A 24,948-nucleotide genomic window follows, 5' to 3' on the forward strand; every position below is an offset into this window, starting at 1 on the left:
GCCATGGAAAAAATGAAACTCACATTTTATGGCGCTACATCAACGGTAACTGGATCAAAAACTTTTCTACATATAAATGGTAAGAATATTCTCATCGATAGTGGAATGTTTCAGGGAGGAAAAGATTTAAGTGATTTAAATCAAAAACTTCCAGATTTTGATATTTCAAAAATTGATGCAATTTTTCTTACTCACGCTCACTATGACCACTCTGGCTACTTGCCTGTATTAGTTAAGAATGGCTTTAAGGGTAAAATATATTGTACTGAAGTAACAAAGAAGATTGTCGAAATAATCTTAAAAGATTCTGCAAATATTCAAGAGTACGATTTTAAAGAAAGGAAAATAAAAGAAGTTCTCTATGGCCTTGATGATGTAGATGAAACAATGACATATTTTAAAGTTGTAGAACAAGGTCAATGGTACGGAGACGACTTTCGTTATATTTTTGAAGAAGCAGGTCATATTTTAGGTGCTTCTAGTATTATCTTTGATAATGGAGAGTCCAAAATCTGTTTTTCAGGAGACGTTGGCCGTAAGGATGATCTTATTCACATGGCGCCTCATAAAGAAACAGAATCAGACTATCTTGTGATTGAATCAACTTATGGAGATCGCCTTCATAAGAAAGAAGATACTCAATTAGTACTTAAAAAACATATTAAGAGAATAATATCTACTCAAGGTGTACTTCTTATTCCTGCTTTTGCGGTTGCACGAACTCAAGTTATTATCTACTCACTATTTGAACTTTTCGAGAAGTATCCGGATATAGATATTCCAATTTATCTGGATACTCCAATGGGAGTTCGTGTAACAAGGCTATATATGCAAATGGCCGAAAAGTTAAAAGTTGATTCTGAGCGATTTATCTCTGCAATGAAAAAAGTACGATTTGTTGAATATAGTAGCGATACAAAGAAACTAGCTCGCGCTAAGAAGCCATTTATTCTAATAAGTTCCTCAGGAATGATAAGTGGTGGGAAGATTCTTAAGTATATGGATATGTACGCAAAACATGAGAATAATACAGTTCTAATAACTGGCTTTCAAGGTGAGGGGACGATCGGTCGAAAGTTAGTTGATAATGAAAAAGAAATCTATCTTCTTGGGCATACGATGAATGTCAGGGCCCATGTCGAAAAATTAGAGTCAATGTCGGCCCATGCTGATCGTGATGAATTGATTGATTATATTAAAAAATCAGGTTCAAACTTAAAAAAGGTTTTCGTTAATCACGGAGAAGAGCCAGTCGTCATTAACTTTGTAAAGACTATAAAAGAGAGCTTGGGTGTAGAGGCGATCAATGTTGAAGATGGCATTGATTATATTTTGGGGGAATAATGAAAATTGTTGTTACTGGTGGACCAGGTGGTGGAAAAACTACTGCACTTGATCTTTTCAAAAGAGAACTTGTGGAAGATATCGTGATTGTTCCTGAAGCTGCTACTTCTGTTTTTCAAAGTGGTGTTGCTAGAGATAAGAGACCTGAAGTTGTAAAAGATATTCAAAAAATGATTTATGATTATCAAGTGAACTTAGAGTCGATTTATGAAAAACAGAACCCTGGTAAAATACTTCTGTGTGACCGTGGAACATTAGATGGAATGGCGTATTGGCCGGATGAGTGTGGTTCTTTTTTTGATAAAATTAATTCCACTTATGACCATGAGTTGAATCGTTATGATGCAGTCATATTTTTTGAAACTGGTGCCAACTCCGGAGGTGATATTACGAGTAATAATATCTACCGAAGTGAGACAAACAGACAGGCAATTGAATTAGATCGTAAGTTAAAAGAGATATGGTCAGTTCATCCTAATTTTTACTTTGTTGATAGTAAGAAATCATTTATGGATAAAATTATCAGTGGTGTAGAAATCTTAAAAACAGTAGTCAAATAATGAAAAGCAGCAAGAAGAGTAAGAAAACAAAAAAGCTTAAATATATTATTCAAAAAGTTAATAAGACTTTTGAAGAATTTGATAAGAAAAAATTTAAGAGAAGTTTAGAAGCTGCAGGGGTTTCTGAAAAAGCAAGCCAAGAGATTGTTAAAGAAATTGCTGAAGAACTTGATCCATTTTCAACTTCAACTGCAATTCATCAAAAGACTTACCGTGCTCTGAAGAGAAGATCTAAACTCGATGCTGCAAATTACAATATTAAGAGGGCCATCTATAAATTAGGCCCAACTGGATATCCATTTGAAATTCTTTGTGCTGAAATGTTAAGGGCCAAGGGGTATAAAACTCAAGTTTCAGTAGTTAAGAAAGGAAAATTTGTTAAGCATGAAGTTGATGTCGTTGCTTCAAGGGCCGACGGAGATATATACTGTGAGTGTAAGTTTCATAATCGAAAGTATTATAAAAATGATGTGAAAATACCTCTTTATGTTTATGCTCGTTATCTCGATATTAAAGAAGCTAATCCACACTTAAATTTTCAATATGCTTTAATTTCAAATACACAGTTTTCAGAAGATGCAATTAAGTATGCTAAGGGTGTCGACTTAATGTTATTTTCGATGAATTATCCAAAAAAGAATACATTCTGTGATTTGATTCAACGCTATCGAATCTATCCAATTACAGTTTTATCGACTCTAAGAGCGAGAGAGAAAAAGAGGCTTCTTGATAAAGGTATTGTGGTTATCAAGCATGTTAATAGAGCTTGCTTAAAAGCACTTGATCTTAGCGATATTGAAGTTCGAAAAGTTTTAAATGAAATAAAAGTCTTGATGAGCAAGAGCTAACTACCTTATTTATGTTAGTTAACTGATAGGTTTGGACGTGATTTCAGTGTGTTACCTTAAGTAATTATTACAGCAAAACCTATATTTTCTAATTATCGTTCATAAAAATGGCATAATCCTGCTATGCGTAATTTTGGAGGAAGATAATTATGAAAAGAGTAATGTCTACAGTTCTGTCGTCTCTTTTATTGGCCACTTCGGTAACTGCCACAGCTGGTGATTTTGAGAATTATGTTAAAACCCTAAAGTATAGCAAGCTTGATTCAAAGCTTGGTGGCAATATTAAAGAGGTTGTTACTCGCAATAAGCTTCCGCTTACACGTCCTGAATTTTGTCCATTAAATAATACGCGCTCTTATGAAGAAGCATTAAGTAGTTTAAAGGCCATTGTAACAGTTTTCAAAGATGACTGCTTTGATGGTAATGAATCATTAATCGAACAAGTCCTTAACAGTTCAAATGAACTTGAAGAGGAATTAAATAAGTTAAAAGAAGAGCAGGGAAAAGAAACAGTTGATGTTATTCCTTCTGCAGATGAAGTAGATATTAATGGTATTCCTTTAATGCAGGTTATGAATGGAGTAAACACGCTCTTTTCAAATAATAAGTGTTCAAGTCTTGATAGAACTCCATTTCTTCAGCGCTCGGCAGATGTTATCCAAACATTTTCGCAATTTGGTTTATACTCACCATCTGGTGTAACAGTTGCCTATGGTGGATTAGCTGTTGCTTCAATTTTACGATTTATTAACAATATTTTTAATGACCGTTTTCAATTTGAAAATGAAGAAGATATCAATACTTTTGTAAAGCTTAACTGTGCATACTACGACGTAAGAAACCAAGTAAAGGCCCTTGAGGTTTTCGATATCGATACGGACAGACATTATACTGATAAAGAGATATCTAAAGCATTAGTTGCGCAGGTAAAGAAAGAGTTAGAATCTCTTACGAAGGCAAAAGAAAGTGTAGAAGCTGAGTTTGAGAAAATTAAAGAAGCTGAAGTTGCAAAAGTTGATGCTGATGTTGAAAAACTAATAGTCGGTCTTTATGAGAAAATGAAAACACCTCTTTCTGATAAGCCTGGTAAATCTGCAACATACCAACAAGCTGAGATCCTAGGAGAATTAGCTTACTCAAAACCTTTGCTAGAAGAGTACTTAAATGAATATATTGCAGAATCACAAGGAGCGGATCGTTTCTTAAATATGCTTTTCAAACAAAAACTAAGCAAACTTGATAATGCAATGGAGCTTATGGAGATGAGTGTTAAGGATTTTAATCAGCTATTCCTTGCAGATATGGCCAGCTCATTCAATAGAGTTCTAAATAATATTCAAGCTAAGAGAAAGAAGGCCCGTGACAACTTTGATGACACATATTTAATCTCACTAGGTGAAGAGAGTATCTCTGTAAAAGAATATAAAGAGCTTCTTAAAAGTGATGATCTAAAAAAGAGAGAGAAGGCAATTGCCGATGCTTATGGTGCTATTTCTGAAGTTGATAATCGCCTAGCTGCCATTATTGCAAAGAAAGAGTATTCTTCTGTAGATTCAAAAGATGGTGATTTAAGAGAAATTATTAAGTCTCTTGATATCGTTCGTAACCATGTTTATGGAAAGTATGGACGCGAGTTCTTAGATAAAATGAGAAGCCTTTCTGAAGAGCAAAATAAAAACTTTAATCAAAAGTATAAAGATCTTGAAAAGAATTATGAGATCACTAAGTCTGGTAATTCAGCAAAACTTGGCGAAGATGCTCAACTTAACGCATGTGTTGATGTGCAAACGACAAGAGAGATTTGGGTATATGCTCAAAAACTTTCAGAGCTAGGTTATGACTTCATCGCAACTAATAATGATATCTTTGGTGATGCAGACAATGCTGATAGAAAGAGAATTAAATCTCATAATGATTCAGCGATCCTTGCTCGTCGTATTATCACAGCAAGAAATTATCTAAAGAAGATCGCAATGCAAAGAGAGCTTGGACGTGAAGATGTTGAAGTTGAAGGTCAGAAGTATTCTCTTGCAGAAGCCGAAGGTGTTGTTCGTAATATTGAATTTTATGGAAAAAAGCTTTCGCTAGAAGAAGCACAAGATTACCTTGATAATAAATTTGGTCAAAAAGGTTTACGAGGCGATCGTCTTGGACAGATTATGATGGAAATCATCAATAATCGAGATAAAACGGTTGGACTTCAAAAATTCTATAAAGTTAACAAGTGCTCAAATCTTTCAACAATTTCTAGATAATTAAAAGCCAGCTTAAAGCTGGCTTTTTTAATGTGTATTTTATTTATGTTCTCTTGTTTAAGTGTTCACGCATGCTATAAGTCACAAGTATTTTTAAAACTTTAATCAGGAGATAATTGATGAAATCAATGATCATAGCTCTAATTTCACTAGTATCACTAAATGTTATGGCAAAGACTGTAACAAAGAATCTAACTAATGAAGAAACTCAAGTTGCAGTTAAACTTGCTAATCAATATAAAGTTGAGCTTCAAGTAAGTGGACCTTGTACTAAAGTTGAATTTAATATTATTGATAGTATTAAAGGATACAATCCGGCCGTATGGAGCCTAAATGCAGGCCATATGACTTACCTTCTAGAAGATAGTGAAGCGACTAGCTTAGTGTATCTTTTTGATCGTGTCGAAGTTCCTACAGTAATGATCAACTCATTTACGCAAATTTCAAAAGCGACAATTACTGGTTCTTCTTGTGGGTTTAATCCATACAAGTGGACTATTTCATTTGATGATTTAGAGTAGGGGCTTGTTTTTAAGTTGGCGAGACTTGGCCAACTTCGGCTTATAAACAGGATGTTTTGTATGCAACCATGAGCAGGAGCGATTGGTTGCCCTGCCTTCGTTGGCATACGTCGCATCCTGCTCCTAAACTCGAATCAAATTCAAGTTCTATACCCAAGCAACAATAATAAAAAAGCCCAGGATAAACCTGGGCTTTTTTATTATGGTGGCCCGGGCGAGACTTGAACTCGCACAGTATTGCTACCGGCGGATTTTGAATCACTGGCGTTTACCAATTTAAAAATAATGACAGTTTTTCAAGAAGTTTTTGAATTTTGCCTGGGAACCTGGGGGATTATGGTTTTGCCTATACAGCAGAATTAAACTAAAATCATTTCATGGATAAGAAATCACCTTTAGATCAAATTTCAAATGAATCAATTATTGTTGCAGGATCATTTTTTTTAGCAGCTGGGTTTTTGATATTTCTTGCATATATTACTGTCTGTAAAGAGTGCAATTTCTCTACTCTTGGAAACTTAGGTTCATATTTCTCTGGAGTGGCTGCTTTATCAGGGGCCATTTTTGTAATATGGACACTTAAGCTTCAGAAAGAATCTATAACTCAGATACAGAAACAAAATCATATAGATAGGTTAAATGCTATTTATAAGGAACATGTTGACACGATACAAAGTACACTTACATATATTGAAAATGCTGGTGGCCAGGTTCAAATCGGAGGTGCTGCTGCAATTGTAAAATTAGCAGAGCTTTCGGAACACGGGACCATGAATAGAGATCAAGCTTATAATCAACTCGGCTATGAGAATATGAAGTCAGTGATAGCTTCTGTTTCATTACTTCAAAATTGGTTGCTAGAAAATAATGAAAATTTTTATTATTACCCTATGTACCGGACTCGCTATGAAGGGCTAGTTTTGTCTTTTGAGAAATTACTACCTCCTGATGTGAGGGAAATGAGTAATTCAGAAATAGAAGCAAACTATCTACAGGATTACAATAAGCTCTCTCTTTTTAAGGCAATCACTAATATTAAAGAGCAGTCTTTTTTGGCGTTTTGTAAATTTGAAGAGATGAGAGGTTAAGATTTTAATTTTTCTAAAAGGTAATCGAAATAATGTTTCCTAGACGGGGCTAGAAATTTCTTATAGTCATCCATGGGGAAAATATAGCTCTTATCATTATTGCAGTAGTAGCAACTTAGCATACAGTTTGCCGGTTCATAGACATTGTTTTCAGTATCAACTCTTTCAATCTCAAATCGATATCCTCTTCTTCCTTGAGCAGTTCTTCCTACGGTTCTAGTTTTTAATAGATTGGCATCAATTAATTTTCGAATTAAGGAGATGGGAGTTTCACAATAGCAGCATTTTCCATCCTGTTTTAGAAATTGATCAAGGTACCAGATAGTCAGTTCCGCTGCAGATTGAAAACCATTAGAGGTTGCTCCATGTTTAGATTTAATAAAATTTGCTTTTACTTTCAAAAGATCTTCAAGAGAAATATCATTCCTCTCACTCGCTTTTGACTCTAGTAAAGATCTTAGTTTTTCTTTGATTTTTGATCCCCTTGTGTTTTTTGTAGAATTTTTAACTGATCTTTAAGTATATTTATTTGCTTATCTTTTTCATTATTTTGATTGATATAACTATTCATTTTATTCTGAGTTTCTATAAGCGCTTTTTCTGCATCTATTTTATCTAAGTATATTGATGTTCTTTGGCTCGCTATTACTAAAGCGACTGAAAAAATAATAACTGCAATTTGAAAGAGTAATGTATACTTGGATGCTCTGACTTGTTCTGAGGCAGCCTTTACTTGACTAAGGTTTACAATCGTTTCTAGATGTTTTGTCTTCTGATCTCGAACTTGCTTGGCCCAGTCTTGTATTGAACCCATTGTTGAGTCAGAAACATTTACCATTTCATTTATTCTTGTTTCAAATGGACTTAGTATTAAAGATAGCTCAACGGGATTGCTTAGCATTATTTCACCAGTTGCTATTTTTTTTATATTTAAAAATGATCTTATAGAATATCTGAAAATTTGTTCTTTAGTGGCAGGGATCGATTGAATTAAATTATAGGTGTTATTAAAGAAATTAGTTAGCTTTGCTATATCTTGATAAGTCTCATCGTTATTATATTTATCAATTAGTTCTTGAAAAGGAGTGATATATTGATCCTCAAGTTGCTTTTTTATTTCTCTTAAATATTGTTCTCCTACTTTTGGCTCGGGAATATTCTCACTTTTAATTTCTGAGGTGACGAGGTTTCTAAGTGGTGCATCTATTTGAGTTGCAACATCAGTTTTTTCACATATTTTAATTAAGTCTTCAGCTATAGATTTTAAATATTCAATTCTACCGATAATGGCTGGGAATAATATTTTTTCTTCAAAAAAACCAGTTTGAGGAGAAAAATCTTTTATTAATTCTTTTAAGTCATGAATTTCTTTTTTATTTAACATTAGAATACCAGCTTTATACGATTAATAATTTGACCTATAACTTCTTCTTCAAGGTCAATTCTCATCTTTTTTGAAACAAGTTTCTGAACTTTCACAGCAGCTTGAATATATTCAATCTGTTCCTCAAGTGTGAAACGATCCCAATTTGATGAACTTTTCATTCTGTTATGTGACTTGAGTAGAAGTTGAATATTATCAGGGTGATGTTGACCAGGATCTTCTTTATTAAGAAGAGCTTTGGCGTGCTCTAATTCAAAATCTAAGTTAAAGAATGATCTTAATTGAGAGCTGATATTTTCAAATTCCTGGAGTCTATATTTGTCCTTGGTGGTTAGTAGAGATTCATCATGTTTGATCTTTTGGGCCCTTGTAAGAGGGGCAAGGTCATCTTCTAACTCTCGATCAAGTAAGACATTGGCCTCACTCTCTGTAAGAAATCTCACTTTCCTTGGTCTTTCTGAATCATCAATTTCTATATGGCCAGAGTATGCACCTCTGGAAATATTTGAACTGATTCTAGCTGCAATCTCTCTGAGGCCAGTGGTCTCATTCTTTTGATTTTCAGCTTCCTTGTTTGCTTTCTCTAGAATTTCAGGGTGGAGCTCTCCAACACGAATTGCCCACTCGGACACTGTGGTCCAGCCTTCAATCGTATTGAGAGTATCGAGGTACTTTTTTGATATAGACATGCACACTTGTCGGATAAAGTCCCAAAAAGCCTAAATAAAAAATGACATAACATAAGGAAATTGTTCTAATTATAAAAATACATCAAGCCACTTGGTGCAATTCATCTTGCACCAACAAGGTCTATGCATTATACTGCTTAGAGTAACTTGTTGCACTTTTAAGAGGAAGTGATGATTTTAAGTAAACTCAGTGATTTATGTGACATTCGAAGCGGTTATTCCTTTAGGGGGAAGATCGAAGAGTCAAAAGACTCTGAGTACAAGGTTGTTTTGGCCAAAGATCTGGCCCCTTTTACAGGAATCGACTTTGGTTCACTCATTCACGCTGACTATAGTGGCAGAAACGATGAGGTTCTTCTAAGAGATGAAGATATTCTATGTATTGGCAACGGGCCACGTCTGTATTCTGCAGTAATTAGGGATGTCCCTGAGAATGTAGTTCCTTCATCTCATATCTGGATTATGAGATTGAAATCAAATGTCATTAGCAATGACTATCTTTCATGGTCACTCAATCACTCTCAAAAATATTTTCAGTCAATGTCTCAGGGGGCAACAGTTGGGCACATTAATCGCAAGATGCTTGAGAGCATGGAAATTAATGTTCCTGATCTGCAAACTCAAAAGAACATTGTTGAATTAGAAAATCTATTAATAAAAGAAAAAGAAGTTTTCTCTGCTCTTATTGAAAGAAGAGAGAAACTCATTAATCAAATACAAAAAGAATTAGGAAATAGTAGGAGATAAGTATGGCTGGAAAAGTAAATCAAGATGAAATTAACTCAATTCTTTGGAAGGCATGTGACACATTTAGAGGAATTTTAAATGCTACAGATTATAAAAACTATATTTTGATCATGCTCTTTATAAAATATATCTCTGACACATGGGAAGAGCATTATGAGGAATTAAAGAAGAAATATAAAGACGATGACCAAATCAAGAGAAAACTTGAAAGAGAGCGCTTTATTCTTCCTGATGGTTGTCACTTTAAAGACCTCTATGAGCAACGTAATGAGGCTAACCTGGGAGAAATTATTAATATTGCTCTTTCTAATATTGAAGATGCCAATAAGAAAAAACTAGAAGGTGTATTTAGAAACATCGATTTCAACTCTGAGGCTTATCTTGGACAGGCCAAGGAGAGAAACTCAAGACTTAAGTCTCTTTTAGAAGACTTCAATCAGCCAAAACTAAATTTAAGACCAAGTAAAATTGGAAACCAAGATGTTATTGGTAATTCTTATGAATATTTAATTGGTAAATTTGCAGCCAGTAGTGGTCAAAGTGCAGGAGAATTCTATACTCCTGCTGAGGTCAGTGAGTTAGTTGCAGAATTAGTACAACCTAAGTCGGGAGATCGAATTTGTGATCCCGCTTGTGGTTCAGGATCTTTACTTATTAAGTGTGCGAATCAACTTCTAAAAGATGGTGTTAATGACTTTGCTCTTTATGGCCAGGAAGTAAATGGTCAGACAATGGCACTAGCGAAAATGAATATGTTTCTTCATGGTGTAGATGGAGCAAGAATCGAATGGGGTGATACTATTCGAAATCCTAAACTTGTTGAAGATAGTGCCACTATGAAATTTGAGGTTGTAGTCGCAAATCCACCATTCTCTCTTGATAAGTGGGGGCATGAGGAAGCATCAGCAGATGCCTACAATCGTTTTCATCGAGGTCTTCCTCCAAAGACTAAAGGTGATTTTGCTTTTATTACTCACATGATTGAAACAATCACAGAAGATAGTGGTCGAGTTGGAGTAGTTGTTCCTCACGGGGTACTTTTTAGAGGATCAAGTGAAGGAAAAATCAGACAATCATTAATTGAAGAAAACTTACTTGATGCTGTTGTAGGTCTTCCTTCAAACCTTTTCTACGGAACAGGTATTCCTGCTGCAATCTTAATCTTTAAGAAAGGAAGGAAAGATAAGTCTGTCTTCTTCATTGATGCAAGTCGTGAATATCAAGATGGAAAAAATCAAAATACTTTAAGATCTAAAGATATTGATAAAATTGTTAGCACTTATCAGAAAAGAGAAAATGTAGATAAGTATGCTTATAAAGCAAGCTTTGATGAAATTAAGGAAAATGATTTCAATCTAAATATTCCTCGTTATGTCGATACTTTTGAGGAAGAGGAAGAGATCGATATCCAGGCTGTTCAAGGAGAGATTAATCAACTTGAAGATCAACTTGCGACTATTCAGCATCAAATGAAGAAGTATCTTAAGGAGCTTGGTTATGGTGCCTAAAGGATGGAAAAAGCTAATTGGAGAAGAAATAGCAGATAAAATAACAAAAGGATCTTCACCTAAGTGGCAAGGTTTTGATTATCAAGACTCAGGTTGTTTATTTGTAACTAGTGAAAATGTAAGAGAAGGTTATTTGGATATTTCAAAGCCAAAGTATTTACCTTTAGAATTCAATGAAAAATTAAAAAATAGTCAGCTTAAGCAGGGAGATATATTAATTAACATAGTTGGTGCATCAATCGGACGTTCTTGTCTCATACAGAAAGATATATCACCTGCAAACATAAATCAGGCAGTTTGCCTCTTTAGAGTTAAAAAAAATATTAGTCACGAATACGTAAGTTTTTATTTGCAGGCACCACATATTGTTAGAAAGTTATTAGGTAGCCAAACAGAATCAGCAAGACCCAACTTATCTCTTAGTGACCTTCGAAGTTTTTCATTCGATATACCACCAATATTTGAGCAAGAAAAAATAGCATCAATTCTTTCAACTTGGGATGAGGCAATTGAAAAACTAGAAAAACTCATTGAGACAAAAAAGAAAAGAAAAAAAGGTCTGATGCAGCAGCTTCTTAACCCAAAAAAGAAATATGGCAAATTGCCAGACGGTTGGAAATTAAAAAAGATGGAAGAATGCGTAAAATATGAAGGAGGAGCACAGCCACCTCGCGATACTTTTATTTTTGAAGAAAGGTTAGGTTATATAAGATTAATACAGATAAGAGATTATAAGACAGATAATTTCAAAACATACATAAAAGAAGAGTTAGCTAGAAAAAAATGCACTAAAGAAGACGTGATGATTGGAAGATATGGGCCTCCCATTTTTCAGGTTTTAAGAGGTATCGAAGGTGCATACAATGTTGCTCTAATGAAAGCGATCCCTCGAGATGGTCTTGATAGAGAGTATATGTATTATTTCCTAAGCCAAGAAAAAATTGAAAGATATTTAGATGGCTTTAGTCAGAGAAGTGCAGGCCAAGCAGGAATAGAGATGGATATGTTATTATCATATCCATTCCCCTTACCAACTAAAAAAGATCAGGAAAAAATTGTTGTAGTTTTAACAGCAGTTGATAAAGAAATTTCACTTTATCATGCTAAACTTGATAAATTAAAAAATCAAAAGAAAGGACTAATGCAACAACTCTTAACAGGAAAGAAAAGAGTTCAGATATAAGAGGTAATGGATGGCCATTTCAAAATACACGGAAGATTTATCGTCACATATTCCTGCTTTGGATTTACTTATTAAGCTTGGATATAAATATATTACTCCTAGTCAGTCAGTAGAACTACGAGGAGGTAAGAAAGGAAAAGTTGTTCTTGAGGGAGTATTGAAGGAATGGCTTAGTGAAAATAATAGCATTGAATCTAAAGGATCAAAACATTCCTTTTCTGAAAGTAATATCACAAAAGCTGTAGAAGTGCTTTCTAATAAACCTTTTGATGCTCTTTTGAAGGATAATGAAGATATCTATGATCTTTTAACTTTAGGTAAAAGCTTTGAGCAAACGATAGAGGGAGATACTAAATCACACTCCTTAAAGTATATTGATTGGAAAAATCCAAAGAATAATGTCTTTCATGTCACAGATGAATTTGAAGTAGAAAAAAGACACAGTAATCAAACAAGAAGACCTGATATTGTCTTATTTGTTAATGGAATCCCTCTTGTTGTTATTGAATGTAAAAGACCAGATAAGAAGGGAGCCTTGAAGGAAGGAATTAGTCAGCAACAAAGAAATCAAATGGTTGAAGAAATCCCTCATCTCTTTACTTTTTCACAAATCCTTATGTCTTGTTGTCAAAATCTCGCTAAATATGGAACAGCTGCTACTCCTGAAGAATATTGGATGGTATGGAAAGAGGAAGATGATAAGAGACAAGAAGAGAATTTAAAAAGTCTTATAAATTTACCAATAGATGAAAATAATAAGGCCAGTATATTTAAAGAGAAAAAAGACTATCAACTTAGGTATATGGAAAAAATCTGGGATTCAGGAGAAAGACTTCCTTCCCCTCAAGATAAAGCCATTGATAGTCTCCTAAGACCTGATCGATTACTAGATCTAACATATGGATTTATTGTTTTTGATAATAAGGTAAAGAAGGTTTGTCGTTATCAACAGTATTTTGCAATTAATGCCACTTTAAATAGAGTTACTGATGTTAAAGGTGATTCTCAACGAAAAGGTGGAGTTATTTGGCACACAACTGGTTCAGGTAAGTCATTAACTATGGTTATGATGGCAAAAGCACTGACTTTAGAACCATCAATTAAAAACCCTAGAGTTATACTTGTTACAGATAGAGTCGATCTTGATGATCAAATCTGGAAAACATTTAAGGCCTGTGGAAAAGATGTTGAAAAAGCCTCAAGTGGTAAAAACCTTTTAAAGCTTATTGAGGACGGAAAAGCAGATATCATCACAACTGTCATTGATAAATTTGAGTCAGCTAGTAAAGAGAAAGACTTCAAATCTGAGAGTCATAATATTTTTGTCCTGGTTGATGAAAGTCATCGCTCTCAATATGGTGTGAGCCATGCCAAGATGGTAAACATCTTCCCAAAGGCTTGCTATCTTGGTTTTACAGGAACCCCACTCTTAAAGAAGGAAAAAACAACTGCGAAAAAATTTGGTGGTTTTATTCATAAGTACACAATGAATCAAGCAGTAAAAGATGGAGCAGTTGTCCCTCTACTCTATGAGGGGAGAATGAGTGAGCTTAGAGGTGATAAAGCGCAACTTGATAGATGGTTTGAGCGAATTACTGATGGATTAACAGATAAACAAAAAGCAGACTTGAAAAATAAATTTAAAAGAGAAGAAGAGCTTTTAAAGGCAGATCAGAGATTAATGGAGATTGCCTATGATATTCGTGAGCACTTTCTAGCAAATTACAAGGGAACTGGGTTCAAAGGTCAGCTTGCCTGTTCAAGTAAGCAGGATGCAGTAAGATATAAAAAATACTTTGCTGATTTTAAAGATATAAAAGTAGATGTCATTATTTCTGCTCCTGACACAAGAGAAGAACACAGTGATATTGATGAGTCAGATGTTCCAGAAGTGCAATTGTTCTGGAAAGACATGATGAATAGATATGGAAATGAGACTAAATATACAGAAAATATCATTAAGGCCTTTAAATATTCTGATGAACCTGAAATCTTAATTGTTGTCGATAAGCTTCTGACAGGATTTGATGCTCCTAAGAACTCAGTCCTTTATATTGATAAAAGATTAAAGGATCATAATATTCTACAGGCCATTGCTAGAGTGAATCGTGTCTTTGAAGGAAAAGGCCATGGTCTCATTGTTGATTATCGTGGAATATTTGGAGAAATTAACAGTGCAATTGATACTTATGCAGCTCTAGAGAATGAAGGCTTTGAAAGAGAGGATGTGGAAGGCACTCTTATCAATGTTGAACTTGAAATTAAAGAGTTAGCACAGAGACATACTAATGTTTGGGAAGTATTTAAAGAGGTTACTAACAAATCAGATATTGAGGCCATGCAAAGGCATTTGGAGCCAGAAGATATAAGACAAGAATTTTATAAGAGACTGACAAGTTTTTCTAAGACTTTACAGCTTGCTCTTTCAAATCCGAAATTTCAGGACGAAACAGAAGAAAAAATAAAGCAAATGTATCAAAATGATCTTAAAACATTCATCAACTTAAGAGCTTCGATAAAGCAAAGGTATGGTGAGACAGTGGATTATTCAACTTATGAAAAACAAATTAGAAACATGGTCAATAAATATGTGGGGGCTGATCAGGTAAAGATCATTATTGATCAAACTTCTATTTTTGATGAAGAAGATTTTGAGAAAGAGCTAGAAAGTATTGAAGGCGATGCTGCTAAAGCTGATACTATCGCATCTCGTATCAAAAGAACTATAAATGAAAAAATGGATGAAGACCCTGCTCTATATAAGAAACTTTCTGAAATGATCGATGAGGCCATTCAGTTACATAGAGAGAAAAGATTAAATGATGCTCAATATTTATCAAAAGTAAGAGAAGGGCTAGATGAATTAAGAGGAAAGAGCAAAGGAAACTCATATCCTGACTCAATTCGAAATAATGATGATGCTAAAGCATATTTTGGAATTCTAAAAGAATACATTGATCTCGAATTAACAAAGTTAGGAGATATTGCTGAAAAAGTATTCTCAATTATAGAAGAAAATAAAGAGAGAGATTGGGATAAACCCCATAAAGAAGATGTACAAAATTTAATGATAAACGATATAGAAGATCATCTGTTTATGATTAAAGGAAAATTTGATTTAGATTTACCTCATGACAAAATGGATTTGATTATTGAGAGATTGATGATGACGGCAAAGAGGAGAAACTAGGTATATACTCATGGAAGATTTTGTTAGCTACGGAAATCGAAGGATCGATTTCACTATAAAAAGAAAAAATAGAAAAACTCTTGGAATTTCAGTTCTACCGACTGGTCATGTCGAAGTGGATGCACCGATGGATTCAGAGGTAGAAAAAATTAAAGAAGTTATTCTTAAAAAGGGAAAGTGGATTATTTCTCAGCAAAGAGATTTTTCTCAGTTTCCTCTTCAGCAACCAGACAGAAAAGTAATTAATGGTGAAACGGTTAGGTATCTAGGCCGTCAGTATAGGTTAAAAATTATTAAGTCTGAGGAAAATGAAGTTTATCTTCTTGATGATAAAATTATCATTGAGACATTAGAAGAAACTAATCGAGAACTAAACAGGACATTGCTGCTGAAATGGTACAGAAGTCAGGCCAAAGAAACTTTTGAAGGTTTATTTGGGAAGTGCTTGGCCAATTCTGAAAAAATTGGAATCGACTTACAGCAGTCTTTCAATATTAGAAGAATGCATAAACGTTGGGGAAGTTGCTCAAAGGATGGTGGGATCACATTAAATCTTGAGCTTGTATGTTCTCCTGTTGATTGTATTGAATATGTTATTTTTCATGAGCTTTGCCATCGTCATGAGGGCACTCATAATCAAAGATTCTATGATCTCTTGGCCACTGTTTGCCCTGATTATCGAGATAGAAAAAAGAAGCTAGAGCAATGCTCTGAAGGATTAATGGGACTCTGAGTCGTAGATTCTACTAAAATCTTACATTTGTATTTGACGCGGGCCTCGCTGTGTAGAGGCCGATAAAATCAATAGGTTAGGAAAATTCAAGCAGCTGATCTAGACCATCAGCTGCTTAGAACTAGCAACCCAAAACCCGGCTTGCACTGGATTTAAATGGAATTTTAATGGGTTACAATGGTATTTTTCATTTTAAGTTCCATCTGTTCATAACGCAAGCCTTTTTCTCTCAAGGAGAGAAGGAGGTACCCCATGGTTACATAAAATAAGCTGAATTTTTAGTTATTATTATTATTAACAGTTCAACATGGATGAATAGTTATGTTCAATTATTATCAGCGTTCTCCCAGCACGCAAAGAAGTGGGAATTCATTTAGTACAGATACAATTGTCGCCGTTTGGATGAAGGCAAGGCCAATCCCTGGCAAAGACTCAAACACTTATAGAAAAGATTCTTGCGGTGCTGAGATTAAGCTTTCTGAGTACGGAAACAGAAACTCTAATTATGGTTGGGAAGTCGACCATGTAGTTCCTGTTTCAAAGGGTGGTTCTGATCAGTTATCAAACTTGCAACCTCTTCATTGGAGAAACAATGCAAGTAAGTCTGATGGGCCTAATTACGGTTTTTGTGTAGTCACTTATTAAAGAAGGAGTTTTAAAATGAGTAAAAAAACAACTCACGTAGTACCAAGTAAAGATGGTGGATGGAATATCAAAGGTGGTGGTTCAAAAAGATCATCAGGACACTTTGATCGCAAAAGTGATGCTGTCGATAGAGCAAGAGAAATCAGTCAGAATAAAGGTAGTGAATTATATATTCACAACAAAGATGGCAAGATTGGTTCAAAAGATAGCCACGGGAATGATTCTTATCCTCCTAAAGGTTAAAATGAGGGGCCCAAGTTTGGGCCCCTTTTCTTTGATATTAATCAACGTGTTTTCTGTTCAAATAGGTTTGTAAGATTGAAGCCCTTTTAAATTCAGTGAGTCCTAGTTTCGTTGCAAAAATATTGTAAAGAAGATCATTAATTACAATTTTCTCAGTCATTTCTTCAAGGTCTAGTTCATTCAGATTTTTTTCATATATGTAGGTATTAAGGGCACTGGATATGTAATCAAGATAACTCGATGCTTTACTAGATGTTGGATAATACTCCTCCATAAAGAGCAGTTGAGTCTCATCAATAGGGTCTGTATAGATAGATTTGAAGAAAGCTTGAACTAAAGAGTAATTCCTTTTGTCATTCATGTTATTTATCCTTTTTAATTACCAGTCAAAATTTATAGAGTTGCGTTTGTTTAGAAGGTAAATACCGTTTGTATTTTTATATAAAGGGACAAATAAATTTCCCAGCTGGTTTGATTTTCCAACTAACCTCATATCGATTCTTTCATTTACCCCAAATGAATATTGACTGGCAGAAACTATACTACCAATGGGTAAGTTTCTTTTTGTATTAGTGAAGGAATAAGGCTTTATCAGAAAATAGTTGTTTTTGAGATTAAAAATAGATGGGTGGCGAATTAAATCGCAAAAATCAGTTATACGAAATCTCATTAGCGATGAATTTTCTACTTGAAATGTTAGTAGGTAAAACTCAGCTGGCAGATCATATTTATCTTTAAATAGATTATTTCTAAAAGTGATAACTCCAATATCTCCAGTTCTTAACGATTTTAAGCGATTTTCATTAGATACAAAATTTCTGTTTTGAGTTTGTATTATTTGTTTTGATAATTGATAAATTAAATTTTTCATAAATCCTCCGTAATAGCATCCAGATATTTTTATTTCTCTGGATGCTCAGATGTATTAATTAAGCGTCCATCCAGGAACGAACTATAATCTTGTCATAAACTTCAGCAGCATCGTTAATTCCCATATCTTCGCTCCAAGCTATAGCCTGAGAATTAAATTCAACTAGTTCATATCCGCTATAGCGAATTTTTATGACATCCAACATTCCAATATTTGTTTTATCAACCAGTAGCTTAACTTCAAGGCCTTCATTATGGTCAAAGGCAATCATCGACTCTAAAACAAATTCATTCTTTAGAATCTTAATAAGCTCAGTATAAGCATTTAAATTGATGATGTGATTGTCATTCTTTTTGTTAACTTTCTTGGGACTCTTCTTCGTTACCTTTTTTGCTTTTGTCATTTTTATTTCCTATTTACATGGCATTATTGCCAATAAAGAAATAATAGCCGTTATGCAAATTACATTTCGTATAGCGGAGTTGGACGGAAGAGAACTCTTTTTACTTAACATAATCCTTATTTTGTTAGGTTGGGCCAAGCTTGAAAGGCCAGCAGGTTCCTCTTCTTGTTCTCCTATTTTCGATACTCATACCTAATTTCGCACCCTTGCTAACAATGCTCTTACTAAATTCTTGGAGAGTAGGATAAATTTTGATGCCTTGAAGGTCCATGAAGCTGACAAATGAACTATAGACCTGATTGGTATTTGGGCTGTTCTTTGAGAATGGTGACACTGCTACACATTCCTCTAAGAACTGTTCAATAGGACACTTAACCCTAATTTTACTTTCCTGGATAACTCTTATCTCTTTCAGGAGTGAAGTAATTGGTGACACTGCTTCATGGTCAACTGACTGCCAGAGAGAAAGATAATCAATACTATTGATGAGCTCCCAGTTTATGACTTCTTGACTGTCAATTTGAAAGTATCTTCTTGATGATGTTGGGTCTTTGATGAGCTCTCTAATCTCATTGTTTGATGCTGCTATAAGAGTAGTATTGTTTTTTACACTTTGAATCTCCTCTGATCTCATGGCCCTGGATTCAATAAAGGGAGCTGTAATAATATTTTTCAAACGATCAACATCACAATTCTTTGCTCCTCCCATTTCATCCATAAAGAGCACAAAGTTCCTTTCAAATGTTTTTCCAATAAACTTATCTTGCAGGATGGAGAAGTCACTATCCATTTTGAACTGACTGACAGGATCAAGAAGCTTATGGATTGCCACAGACTTTCCTGCACCACTTGGTCCAAATAGACATAAAAGCATGTGATGATCTACTGACATACCATGAAGTTTTCTCTTCACTTGCCATAGAAAATGCTTTGTAACAGCAATGGTAATAGGATTATTCTCTCCAGTTACAGCCATACACCACTTCTCAATAAGGTCATTTTGATTTTTAAAAGAAAGTGACTGCCTGAGTTGCTCTAGATATCTTTGCGCTTCTGCCATTTTCCAAATTCTCAAGATATCAGGAAAGAATCCTTTCAATTCTGAGTGGCCATGCTTTAGGCCATACATTCTAAACTCAGATAAGAGAAGTCCTCTATCTACAACTGTACTATTTCTTCTTGTCGCTGAATTTGTTTTGTAATGATACTTGTATCCTTTGACTGCTAGGAACTCTTTCAATAGTTGCTTTAATCTTTCATGGTTATCAGTAATTTGATTCATATTAGACCTCCAGTTAGTGAGCTCTATAGTCGGTAGTCAAAAATAAAATGCTGTTGCACCTGTTACCTGAGCTGCACCTGAGGAAGTAAAAGCGTTACCTAGGCCATACCGAATAGTTACCTTCTTAAACGGAAATTGATACGAAAGTGAAACTTAAAGGGCACCTGGTTTTTAAGATGATTTCTGTATAAGCGGTTGATTTGGCGATAGAAATTGCCAGAAAAGCTGTAATATGCTGCCCTCTCCATGACTCAATTAACTTGAAAATATTTTTTTTGATCGAATGTCATTCTATAGACAATAGTATCTTGTAAGATAGTAGCGAAAATAATATCAGGGCAACTTGCATTCGGGTTGTTGGCGGTTCCAAGAAGTTTCTTTTCGGAAGAAATTAAAAGATCGTATTTTTCTGAGAGGGTGTTAAATCCATATATAGAGGTTATACCATTATCCTTACTTACTATCAGAGCACAGTATTCCGGATTTGGTAGGTAGGAGAGTTCTATAGAGTTAAGGATTTTATATTGAGCAACAAATTGAAGATAAAAAAGTGAAGTTTCTTTTATTTTTTGAGGTGGATTAATTCTAAATTCTTTATTTACCTTGTTAGATGAGAATGTAAACCGTATTAGAAAGTAATATGAGATTAAGATGCAGAATATTTCAATTCTTTTAGATCTTTTCCAGATGGTCTCTAATTTTATTAAAATACTCCTTTAATTCTAAGAATTTTGAAGCTTGTTCTCGAAGATTGATAACAGAGTCAATGTCTGGAACAAGAAGACACCTTGCCTCAATCTCATCCATTAGAATTTGAATAATCTCTAGATCTGCATGTAGTTTTTGTTTAATCTCATTCATATCATGAATAGGGAGGAACCTGCCCTCCCAATACATTATCCAGGCTTGGGAAGGTTTCTCCACAATAATTTCCTCATAATCCTTTGATGTCGTTTATCTATGAATTCCATTCCCTTCGGTTTTTGATGGTGAATAGTTGTTGTCACAGGTGTTGCTGCTATAAGATTAGGTATAAGGGCCACACTAAAAACCTTACTATTGTTTCTAAAATAGACTTCATAACCCAGCTCTTTAAAATAATTTAAATGTGCCCTGACTTCATTGTAGAGGAAGTCTACTAACTTTGAGTTGTTAAAATAATCTCGAGCAAATATAGTCCTTTTCCCTTTCTGATAGGGCCAGTTGAGATTAATAGAGCTTGAAATATTAGTTAGCTCTTCAATTTTTTGTATTGCTTTTGCTTCATTATTCATAATTCTCCCCACTATTTAATTGTTAAAGTTTCATATCTTTTGGGTTCAGTGTTTTCAATAATCACTGTGGCCATTTGCTTTCCACATTTTTCAATGAAATGTTCCTTCCAGGATGGAAATCTTCTTTGGCTTTCTTTGATTGTTAGCTGCTTTGTCGTTAAATTGATGCATCCATCTTTTAATTTAGAAATGACAGATTCTTCAAGATGATGAAGATTGTCAGTCATGTCTTTAAGTTGGTCTTGTAAAATCTTTTTTGTTTCTCTTAGCTTGATAATTTGTTGTAAATCAATGTCAGTAATACATTCTTTAATTTTCAAATTTTCCATAGTGCCTCCTGTTGACTATGAAAAAAGCTAAGTTCGGTGAAAGCGAAACGTTTTGAGGAAATAGGTACAGGAAAACCAATTAAGGTTCTCCATATAGATGATTACAAAAGGGGCCCGCTAGCCTTGTGCTAACAGGGAACCCCTATGTTCGGTAGTGGTACTGATGGCATGTGCTCTCTGAGAGAGGGCCCACTGGCCTTGAGGAGAGTGGCCGACAAAGTTACTGGTACTACTTTTCTAATTTTGTACCATTTAGTCTCTTATCTCTTCTTAGCCAATTATTGATAAGACCCTTTGTGTATTTAGACATAAGTTTACTGTTTTTTAATTTTTCTTTATTGCTGGTAGTTTCTTTTAGGAATATTGAACCAGCTTTAAACTTTTTTTCGAGTTCATTTTGAATCTCTTCAATGTGTTTCTCAGTTAATTGTTTATCTACTGATTCTCCTGACTTTTGAATAATTTTGTTTTTTGTGAGAATTGCAATGACTTCATTGTAAACAGCTTCTTTTTGAGAAAGTGGCTGATTTTGTTTTGTGGATTCTTTTTTATTGAAAACGCTCATGAGAACCTCCTGCTGGGTTGTTGGTATGCAGGAGGTTAAGTTCGGTAAGAGTTGATTTATGAAGCTTTGTGCTGAATTCTCATGTTAATATCATTTTGAATACGAGCTTCTCTGGCCGCACTATTATTTGTACTGTCAACTTGAGTGCCATGGCCATCAATAGTAACCATATCAGGAATCAAATACTGATAGTAGATTCTTCCTGCTTCAAGTGTAGAGATTTTAAGATTTGTGTCATTTGGGTTGTTAGCTAAGTCATTAAGCAAAGAATAATACTTGTTTTTGGCAATATTAGTTTCTAATTCTTCCTGCTTTTGGTTTTTATCACTGAAGTATTGAATAAAGGCAAAAATGCCGACTATTAAAGCGACAGCAAATGATGTCCATATTTTACTTTGATTAAAGCTATGAGAACCAGAAGGGTTATTGATGAAATAAAACCCCATCGATAAAAGTATACCAGAAATTGAAAATAAAATTTTTGAAAGCATATATTCTCCTTACTAAAAAGATAAATGTAGAAATCCGCCAATTTTTCCATATGGTTTAGGTTCTAAATTATCTATTGATTTGATGTAGTGATATTTTTCAATACCTAGGTCAATTCCATAAGAGAATGACCCCTTTTTCGACTTAGTTAAGTTGGTTCTTTGCAGGCCAATACTTACCGTTGAGAAAACTCCATTTCCTTTATGATATTGATTTTTTTCAAATTCATGATTAAAAATCCCATACCCAACCTGATATTTAAGATAAATATTTTTACTGAACTGAAATTGTGGGCCTATGGATATCTGGTGAGAGCTATAATCACCACCTTCTTCAGAGGATTTGTTTTCATTACCGTGAAAAGAAAATGTGTAATCAGTTCTTAACCAAAACCAACTATTGATTGATCTGTTGTAGTTGAACCCTATGTACGTATTTATCTTATTTGTTGATGATTTATATGGGAGTGATGTCAATAGACCTATGTCAAAACCAACCCCTTTACTTAAGTTTAAATATGGATCATCTTGCAGTTTAATATGTATAGGCGATGAGTTTTGATTTGGAAGAACTTCTAAGGTCTGTGTATGTTCTATATAATCTTGATGTGTAACTTTTAGAGTATGGGCCCCAGGTATGATATCCTGTCCTGTGATAGGAGTGTTTCCAATAAACTTATTGTCAATATATACATTAGAATTTGTCGGAGTTGATATTATTGAAAAGGATGAGCTTTTCGGGATGAGATCAACATTAAGAGAAGTAAATTTTTTATCCTCAACTTTATAATCTATAGTTGATGAATGATAGTTAGGGTCTTCAATTCTAATCTGAAATTTCTGAGATATGGGTAAGGCTAGTGGTAGCCTTCTTTTTATTCCTTCTACGTAAAAAGTTGGATTTGGCGTATTTGTTTCAATATTAATGATGCTAGTTTTAGGTTTTAAATTAAATGTTAACTCACTGGCAGAGGATATAATGATATTCTCTTTTGATACATCCTCATATCCATCTTTAAGAATGATAATGTGATATTTTCCAATGGGAGTGTGGAATAATGCATTACTGGTACCTGAAATTGTTTGTAGTGATCTTTCTACAGGAATAAGAGTTATTTGAGCATTAGTTGGTATCGTATGAATTTTTATTTTTCCATCAATCTTTGAATTTCCATATTCTGTAATCTTTGGATTTTTTTTGATTTTGAGAAGTCTTGCTAATTCCTTTTTTATTTCAGATTTTTTATATCTAATTTCTCTATAAACTAAATAATGGTCATTTTTCTTTTGAATACTTTGTTTTGTTGGTCCAATACCTCTCAGATTTATTTCTTCTGTTTCTAAACCTGAGCTTGAATTGAACTCAGTAGAGCTAATTGATTGAAAATAAGATTCAGTTATTTTTTGATTAAAACCAAAATTGTCTTTCACCGCTTCTGTTACGGCGTTTTGATAGGCTTCTGCCATAGCATCAGACAAGCTTTTTTGCTTGTCTGAAATACCGACATAGTATTTATAATCTTTATCTTCCTTTACAGTCTCCTCAAACCAATCACTTGCATAAGAAGACTGTAAAATAAATATGGCAAGGATAATTTTTTTCATTAATTATCCATTAACTTATCCAGTTGTGAGTCAACTTTTTGCTTAAGTTCTTTTGATATTTCCTTGTTTTGGTTTAGTGACTCTTGGATCATTTTTCTTAGAAGAGGCTCATCAATACTAACTAAGGAATACATTCTTACTTTTAATTGATCTTCTCCTGAATTATCAGGAATTTGTACTTTTTCCCAATATCTTTTTTCTGGAATAATTTTTCTTGATATCAGTGTCGATTTTTCTGTACCTATAAATCTACTTAGGTTTGCTCCATCAGTACCTTCTTCAACATTTTGAAGAACAACACCAATTTGATTTGATACAATTCTTGTGAGCTCAGTTTTTGCATTATTATCAGAAATTCTACCTAATGCTGAAATACTTGCGTTCCCAGCACCTTCGCTAATTCCTACGGCATAAAATTTCCCATCTTTTGAATAGGTTGGTTTGGAAATAGTTGCCCAAGATGGCTTTTCATCTAGCCCATCTATTCTTTCAATTACTTTTTCTTTCATGCTAGAACATGAAAAAAGACCAAATAGTGCTATTGCTAATATTGGTAATTTCATTAAACCTCCTTAAATTTATGTGATATGATTTCGGCCAATTTGCCTTGATTGTTTTCAATCTTGTCATGATAAATCATTAACGTTTCAATAGACTTGTGTCTTGAAAAGCTTAATACTGATTCAAGTGGCATATTATGTTCATGGGCGGCAATAATGGCATTAGTAATGGATAAATGTCTCAATCCGTGTGGCCATGTTTTAATGCCAACTTTTTTTCCATACGACTTAACAATCTCATAGAGGCCAACTCTTGAAAGTCTTCTTCCTTTACTTGAATTTGATAAACTAATGCAAAGAGGGCCATGGATTGGATTGGAATTTATGTTTAGCCACTCTGAAATAACTCTTTTTGATGATTCAGGTATGAATATTGAACTATATTCTGATTGGCCTTTTCCTTTAATTTTTATTTCCCAGTCATCATTTTGCATTGAAATATGCTCTATGTTTATATTGATTAGCTCACTTGCTCTAAGCCCTAGATCATGTAGGAGTCTAAGAATCATGTGATCTCTTATTGATTTCATATTTTGATCTTTTAATGACTCTACAAGCATGAGTCTAAATATTCTGTTGCCTGGGCCTTTTGTATTTTTTAAAGGAGTGACTTTTTCATTTTTAACTGTAAAT

The 24,948-nt window shown here is 34.1% G+C and carries 28 protein-coding genes; 13 read left to right on the forward strand and 15 right to left on the reverse strand.

The window, feature by feature from the left end; genetic code table 11:
- The first annotated feature begins 3 nt into the window (after window positions 1-3).
- The 6 genes from C0Z22_RS07210 (at window position 4) to C0Z22_RS07235 (ending at window position 6,616) form a co-directional block, all read left to right on the forward strand.
- A complete protein-coding gene (locus C0Z22_RS07210; RefSeq protein WP_103217689.1) occupies window positions 4-1,344 on the forward strand; it encodes an MBL fold metallo-hydrolase in 1,341 nt (446 codons plus the stop codon).
- Window positions 1,344-1,904: an AAA family ATPase gene (locus tag C0Z22_RS07215; protein ID WP_103217690.1), complete on the forward strand. Its 561-nt coding sequence runs from the start codon at window positions 1,344-1,346 to the stop codon at window positions 1,902-1,904. Before C0Z22_RS07210 ends, C0Z22_RS07215 begins: the two co-directional genes overlap by 1 nt.
- The gene (locus C0Z22_RS07220) at window positions 1,904-2,752 is read left to right on the forward strand and encodes a restriction endonuclease (RefSeq protein WP_103217691.1); all 849 of its coding nucleotides are present in this window, start codon (window positions 1,904-1,906) and stop codon (window positions 2,750-2,752) included. Before C0Z22_RS07215 ends, C0Z22_RS07220 begins: the two co-directional genes overlap by 1 nt.
- Before the next feature lie 149 nt (window positions 2,753-2,901).
- A complete protein-coding gene (locus C0Z22_RS07225) occupies window positions 2,902-5,007 on the forward strand; it encodes a hypothetical protein (protein WP_103217692.1) in 2,106 nt (701 codons plus the stop codon).
- A 119-nt stretch (window positions 5,008-5,126) separates the two neighbouring features.
- Window positions 5,127-5,528 carry a hypothetical protein gene (locus C0Z22_RS07230; protein WP_103217693.1) on the forward strand — a complete coding sequence of 134 codons (402 nt, stop codon included), beginning with the start codon at window positions 5,127-5,129 and terminating at the stop codon, window positions 5,526-5,528.
- A gap of 377 nt (window positions 5,529-5,905) precedes the next feature.
- Window positions 5,906-6,616 (forward strand): hypothetical protein, encoded by a 711-nt coding sequence (locus C0Z22_RS07235; RefSeq protein WP_103217694.1) that lies wholly within the window; start codon window positions 5,906-5,908, stop codon window positions 6,614-6,616.
- Here C0Z22_RS07235 and C0Z22_RS07240 read toward each other — a convergent pair.
- From C0Z22_RS07240 to C0Z22_RS07250, 3 genes are read right to left on the reverse strand one after another with little or no spacing between them, the layout of a single operon-like run.
- Entirely contained in the window at window positions 6,613-7,017 is a 405-nt protein-coding gene (locus C0Z22_RS07240) for a hypothetical protein (protein WP_103217695.1), read from the reverse strand. The two genes, C0Z22_RS07235 and C0Z22_RS07240, sit on opposite strands and share 4 nt — an antisense overlap.
- Window positions 7,018-7,073: 56 nt before the next feature.
- Window positions 7,074-8,000, reverse strand: a complete 927-nt coding sequence (locus C0Z22_RS07245) for a hypothetical protein (RefSeq protein WP_103217696.1) — start codon at window positions 7,998-8,000, stop codon at window positions 7,074-7,076.
- The gene (locus C0Z22_RS07250) at window positions 8,000-8,689 is read right to left on the reverse strand and encodes an HNH endonuclease (RefSeq protein ID WP_103217697.1); all 690 of its coding nucleotides are present in this window, start codon (window positions 8,687-8,689) and stop codon (window positions 8,000-8,002) included. Before C0Z22_RS07250 ends, C0Z22_RS07245 begins: the two co-directional genes overlap by 1 nt.
- Window positions 8,690-8,860: 171 nt before the next feature.
- On the opposite strand from C0Z22_RS07250, the gene C0Z22_RS07255 reads away from it, so the two are divergent.
- The 7 genes from C0Z22_RS07255 to C0Z22_RS07285 all read left to right on the forward strand — a co-directional run bounded on the left by C0Z22_RS07255 (window position 8,861) and on the right by C0Z22_RS07285 (window position 16,938).
- Complete coding sequence (locus C0Z22_RS07255) at window positions 8,861-9,436, forward strand: restriction endonuclease subunit S (protein ID WP_103217698.1); 576 nt, start codon at window positions 8,861-8,863, stop codon at window positions 9,434-9,436.
- A 2-nt stretch (window positions 9,437-9,438) separates the two neighbouring features.
- Complete coding sequence (locus C0Z22_RS07260) at window positions 9,439-10,944, forward strand: type I restriction-modification system subunit M (protein WP_103217699.1); 1,506 nt, start codon at window positions 9,439-9,441, stop codon at window positions 10,942-10,944.
- Complete coding sequence (locus tag C0Z22_RS07265; protein ID WP_103217700.1) at window positions 10,934-12,127, forward strand: restriction endonuclease subunit S; 1,194 nt, start codon at window positions 10,934-10,936, stop codon at window positions 12,125-12,127. The genes C0Z22_RS07260 and C0Z22_RS07265 overlap by 11 nt, the downstream gene beginning before the upstream one ends.
- Window positions 12,128-12,137: 10 nt before the next feature.
- Window positions 12,138-15,317, forward strand: coding sequence for a type I restriction endonuclease subunit R (locus C0Z22_RS07270; protein WP_103217701.1), 3,180 nt, complete (start codon window positions 12,138-12,140; stop codon window positions 15,315-15,317).
- Between the two features lie 10 nt (window positions 15,318-15,327).
- Window positions 15,328-16,050, forward strand: a complete 723-nt coding sequence (locus C0Z22_RS07275; RefSeq protein ID WP_103217702.1) for a M48 family metallopeptidase — start codon at window positions 15,328-15,330, stop codon at window positions 16,048-16,050.
- A 321-nt stretch (window positions 16,051-16,371) separates the two neighbouring features.
- Complete coding sequence (locus C0Z22_RS07280) at window positions 16,372-16,695, forward strand: HNH endonuclease (protein ID WP_103217703.1); 324 nt, start codon at window positions 16,372-16,374, stop codon at window positions 16,693-16,695.
- A 15-nt stretch (window positions 16,696-16,710) separates the two neighbouring features.
- The gene (locus C0Z22_RS07285) at window positions 16,711-16,938 is read left to right on the forward strand and encodes a DUF2188 domain-containing protein (RefSeq protein WP_103217704.1); all 228 of its coding nucleotides are present in this window, start codon (window positions 16,711-16,713) and stop codon (window positions 16,936-16,938) included.
- A 37-nt stretch (window positions 16,939-16,975) separates the two neighbouring features.
- On the opposite strand, the gene C0Z22_RS07290 is transcribed toward C0Z22_RS07285, so the two are convergent.
- From C0Z22_RS07290 to C0Z22_RS16240, 12 genes are all read right to left on the reverse strand, one after another.
- The gene (locus C0Z22_RS07290) at window positions 16,976-17,299 is read right to left on the reverse strand and encodes a hypothetical protein (protein ID WP_103217705.1); all 324 of its coding nucleotides are present in this window, start codon (window positions 17,297-17,299) and stop codon (window positions 16,976-16,978) included.
- Between the two features lie 18 nt (window positions 17,300-17,317).
- Complete coding sequence (locus C0Z22_RS07295; protein WP_103217706.1) at window positions 17,318-17,809, reverse strand: hypothetical protein; 492 nt, start codon at window positions 17,807-17,809, stop codon at window positions 17,318-17,320.
- 58 nt (window positions 17,810-17,867) lie between these two features.
- Window positions 17,868-18,212: a hypothetical protein gene (locus C0Z22_RS07300; RefSeq protein WP_103217707.1), complete on the reverse strand. Its 345-nt coding sequence runs from the start codon at window positions 18,210-18,212 to the stop codon at window positions 17,868-17,870.
- 124 nt (window positions 18,213-18,336) lie between these two features.
- Window positions 18,337-19,494 (reverse strand): primase-helicase family protein, encoded by a 1,158-nt coding sequence (locus tag C0Z22_RS07305; protein ID WP_103217708.1) that lies wholly within the window; start codon window positions 19,492-19,494, stop codon window positions 18,337-18,339.
- 672 nt (window positions 19,495-20,166) lie between these two features.
- A complete protein-coding gene (locus tag C0Z22_RS07310; protein WP_146037832.1) occupies window positions 20,167-20,355 on the reverse strand; it encodes a hypothetical protein in 189 nt (62 codons plus the stop codon).
- Between the two features lie 35 nt (window positions 20,356-20,390).
- Window positions 20,391-20,768: a hypothetical protein gene (locus C0Z22_RS07315; RefSeq protein WP_103217710.1), complete on the reverse strand. Its 378-nt coding sequence runs from the start codon at window positions 20,766-20,768 to the stop codon at window positions 20,391-20,393.
- 11 nt (window positions 20,769-20,779) lie between these two features.
- Complete coding sequence (locus C0Z22_RS07320; RefSeq protein ID WP_103217711.1) at window positions 20,780-21,097, reverse strand: hypothetical protein; 318 nt, start codon at window positions 21,095-21,097, stop codon at window positions 20,780-20,782.
- A 229-nt stretch (window positions 21,098-21,326) separates the two neighbouring features.
- The gene (locus C0Z22_RS07325; RefSeq protein ID WP_103217712.1) at window positions 21,327-21,662 is read right to left on the reverse strand and encodes a hypothetical protein; all 336 of its coding nucleotides are present in this window, start codon (window positions 21,660-21,662) and stop codon (window positions 21,327-21,329) included.
- Between the two features lie 56 nt (window positions 21,663-21,718).
- A complete protein-coding gene (locus tag C0Z22_RS07330) occupies window positions 21,719-22,153 on the reverse strand; it encodes a hypothetical protein (RefSeq protein WP_103217713.1) in 435 nt (144 codons plus the stop codon).
- Between the two features lie 12 nt (window positions 22,154-22,165).
- A complete protein-coding gene (locus C0Z22_RS07335; protein ID WP_103217714.1) occupies window positions 22,166-23,755 on the reverse strand; it encodes a PEGA domain-containing protein in 1,590 nt (529 codons plus the stop codon).
- Complete coding sequence (locus tag C0Z22_RS07340; protein ID WP_103217715.1) at window positions 23,755-24,318, reverse strand: hypothetical protein; 564 nt, start codon at window positions 24,316-24,318, stop codon at window positions 23,755-23,757. Before C0Z22_RS07340 ends, C0Z22_RS07335 begins: the two co-directional genes overlap by 1 nt.
- The gene (locus tag C0Z22_RS16240) at window positions 24,318-24,845 is read right to left on the reverse strand and encodes a tyrosine-type recombinase/integrase (protein WP_233189708.1); all 528 of its coding nucleotides are present in this window, start codon (window positions 24,843-24,845) and stop codon (window positions 24,318-24,320) included. The genes C0Z22_RS07340 and C0Z22_RS16240 overlap by 1 nt, the downstream gene beginning before the upstream one ends.
- Window positions 24,846-24,948 lie beyond the last annotated feature (103 nt).

The organism is Halobacteriovorax sp. DA5, assembly GCF_002903145.1.
Taxonomy (GTDB): Bacteria; Bdellovibrionota; Bacteriovoracia; order Bacteriovoracales; family Bacteriovoracaceae; genus Halobacteriovorax_A.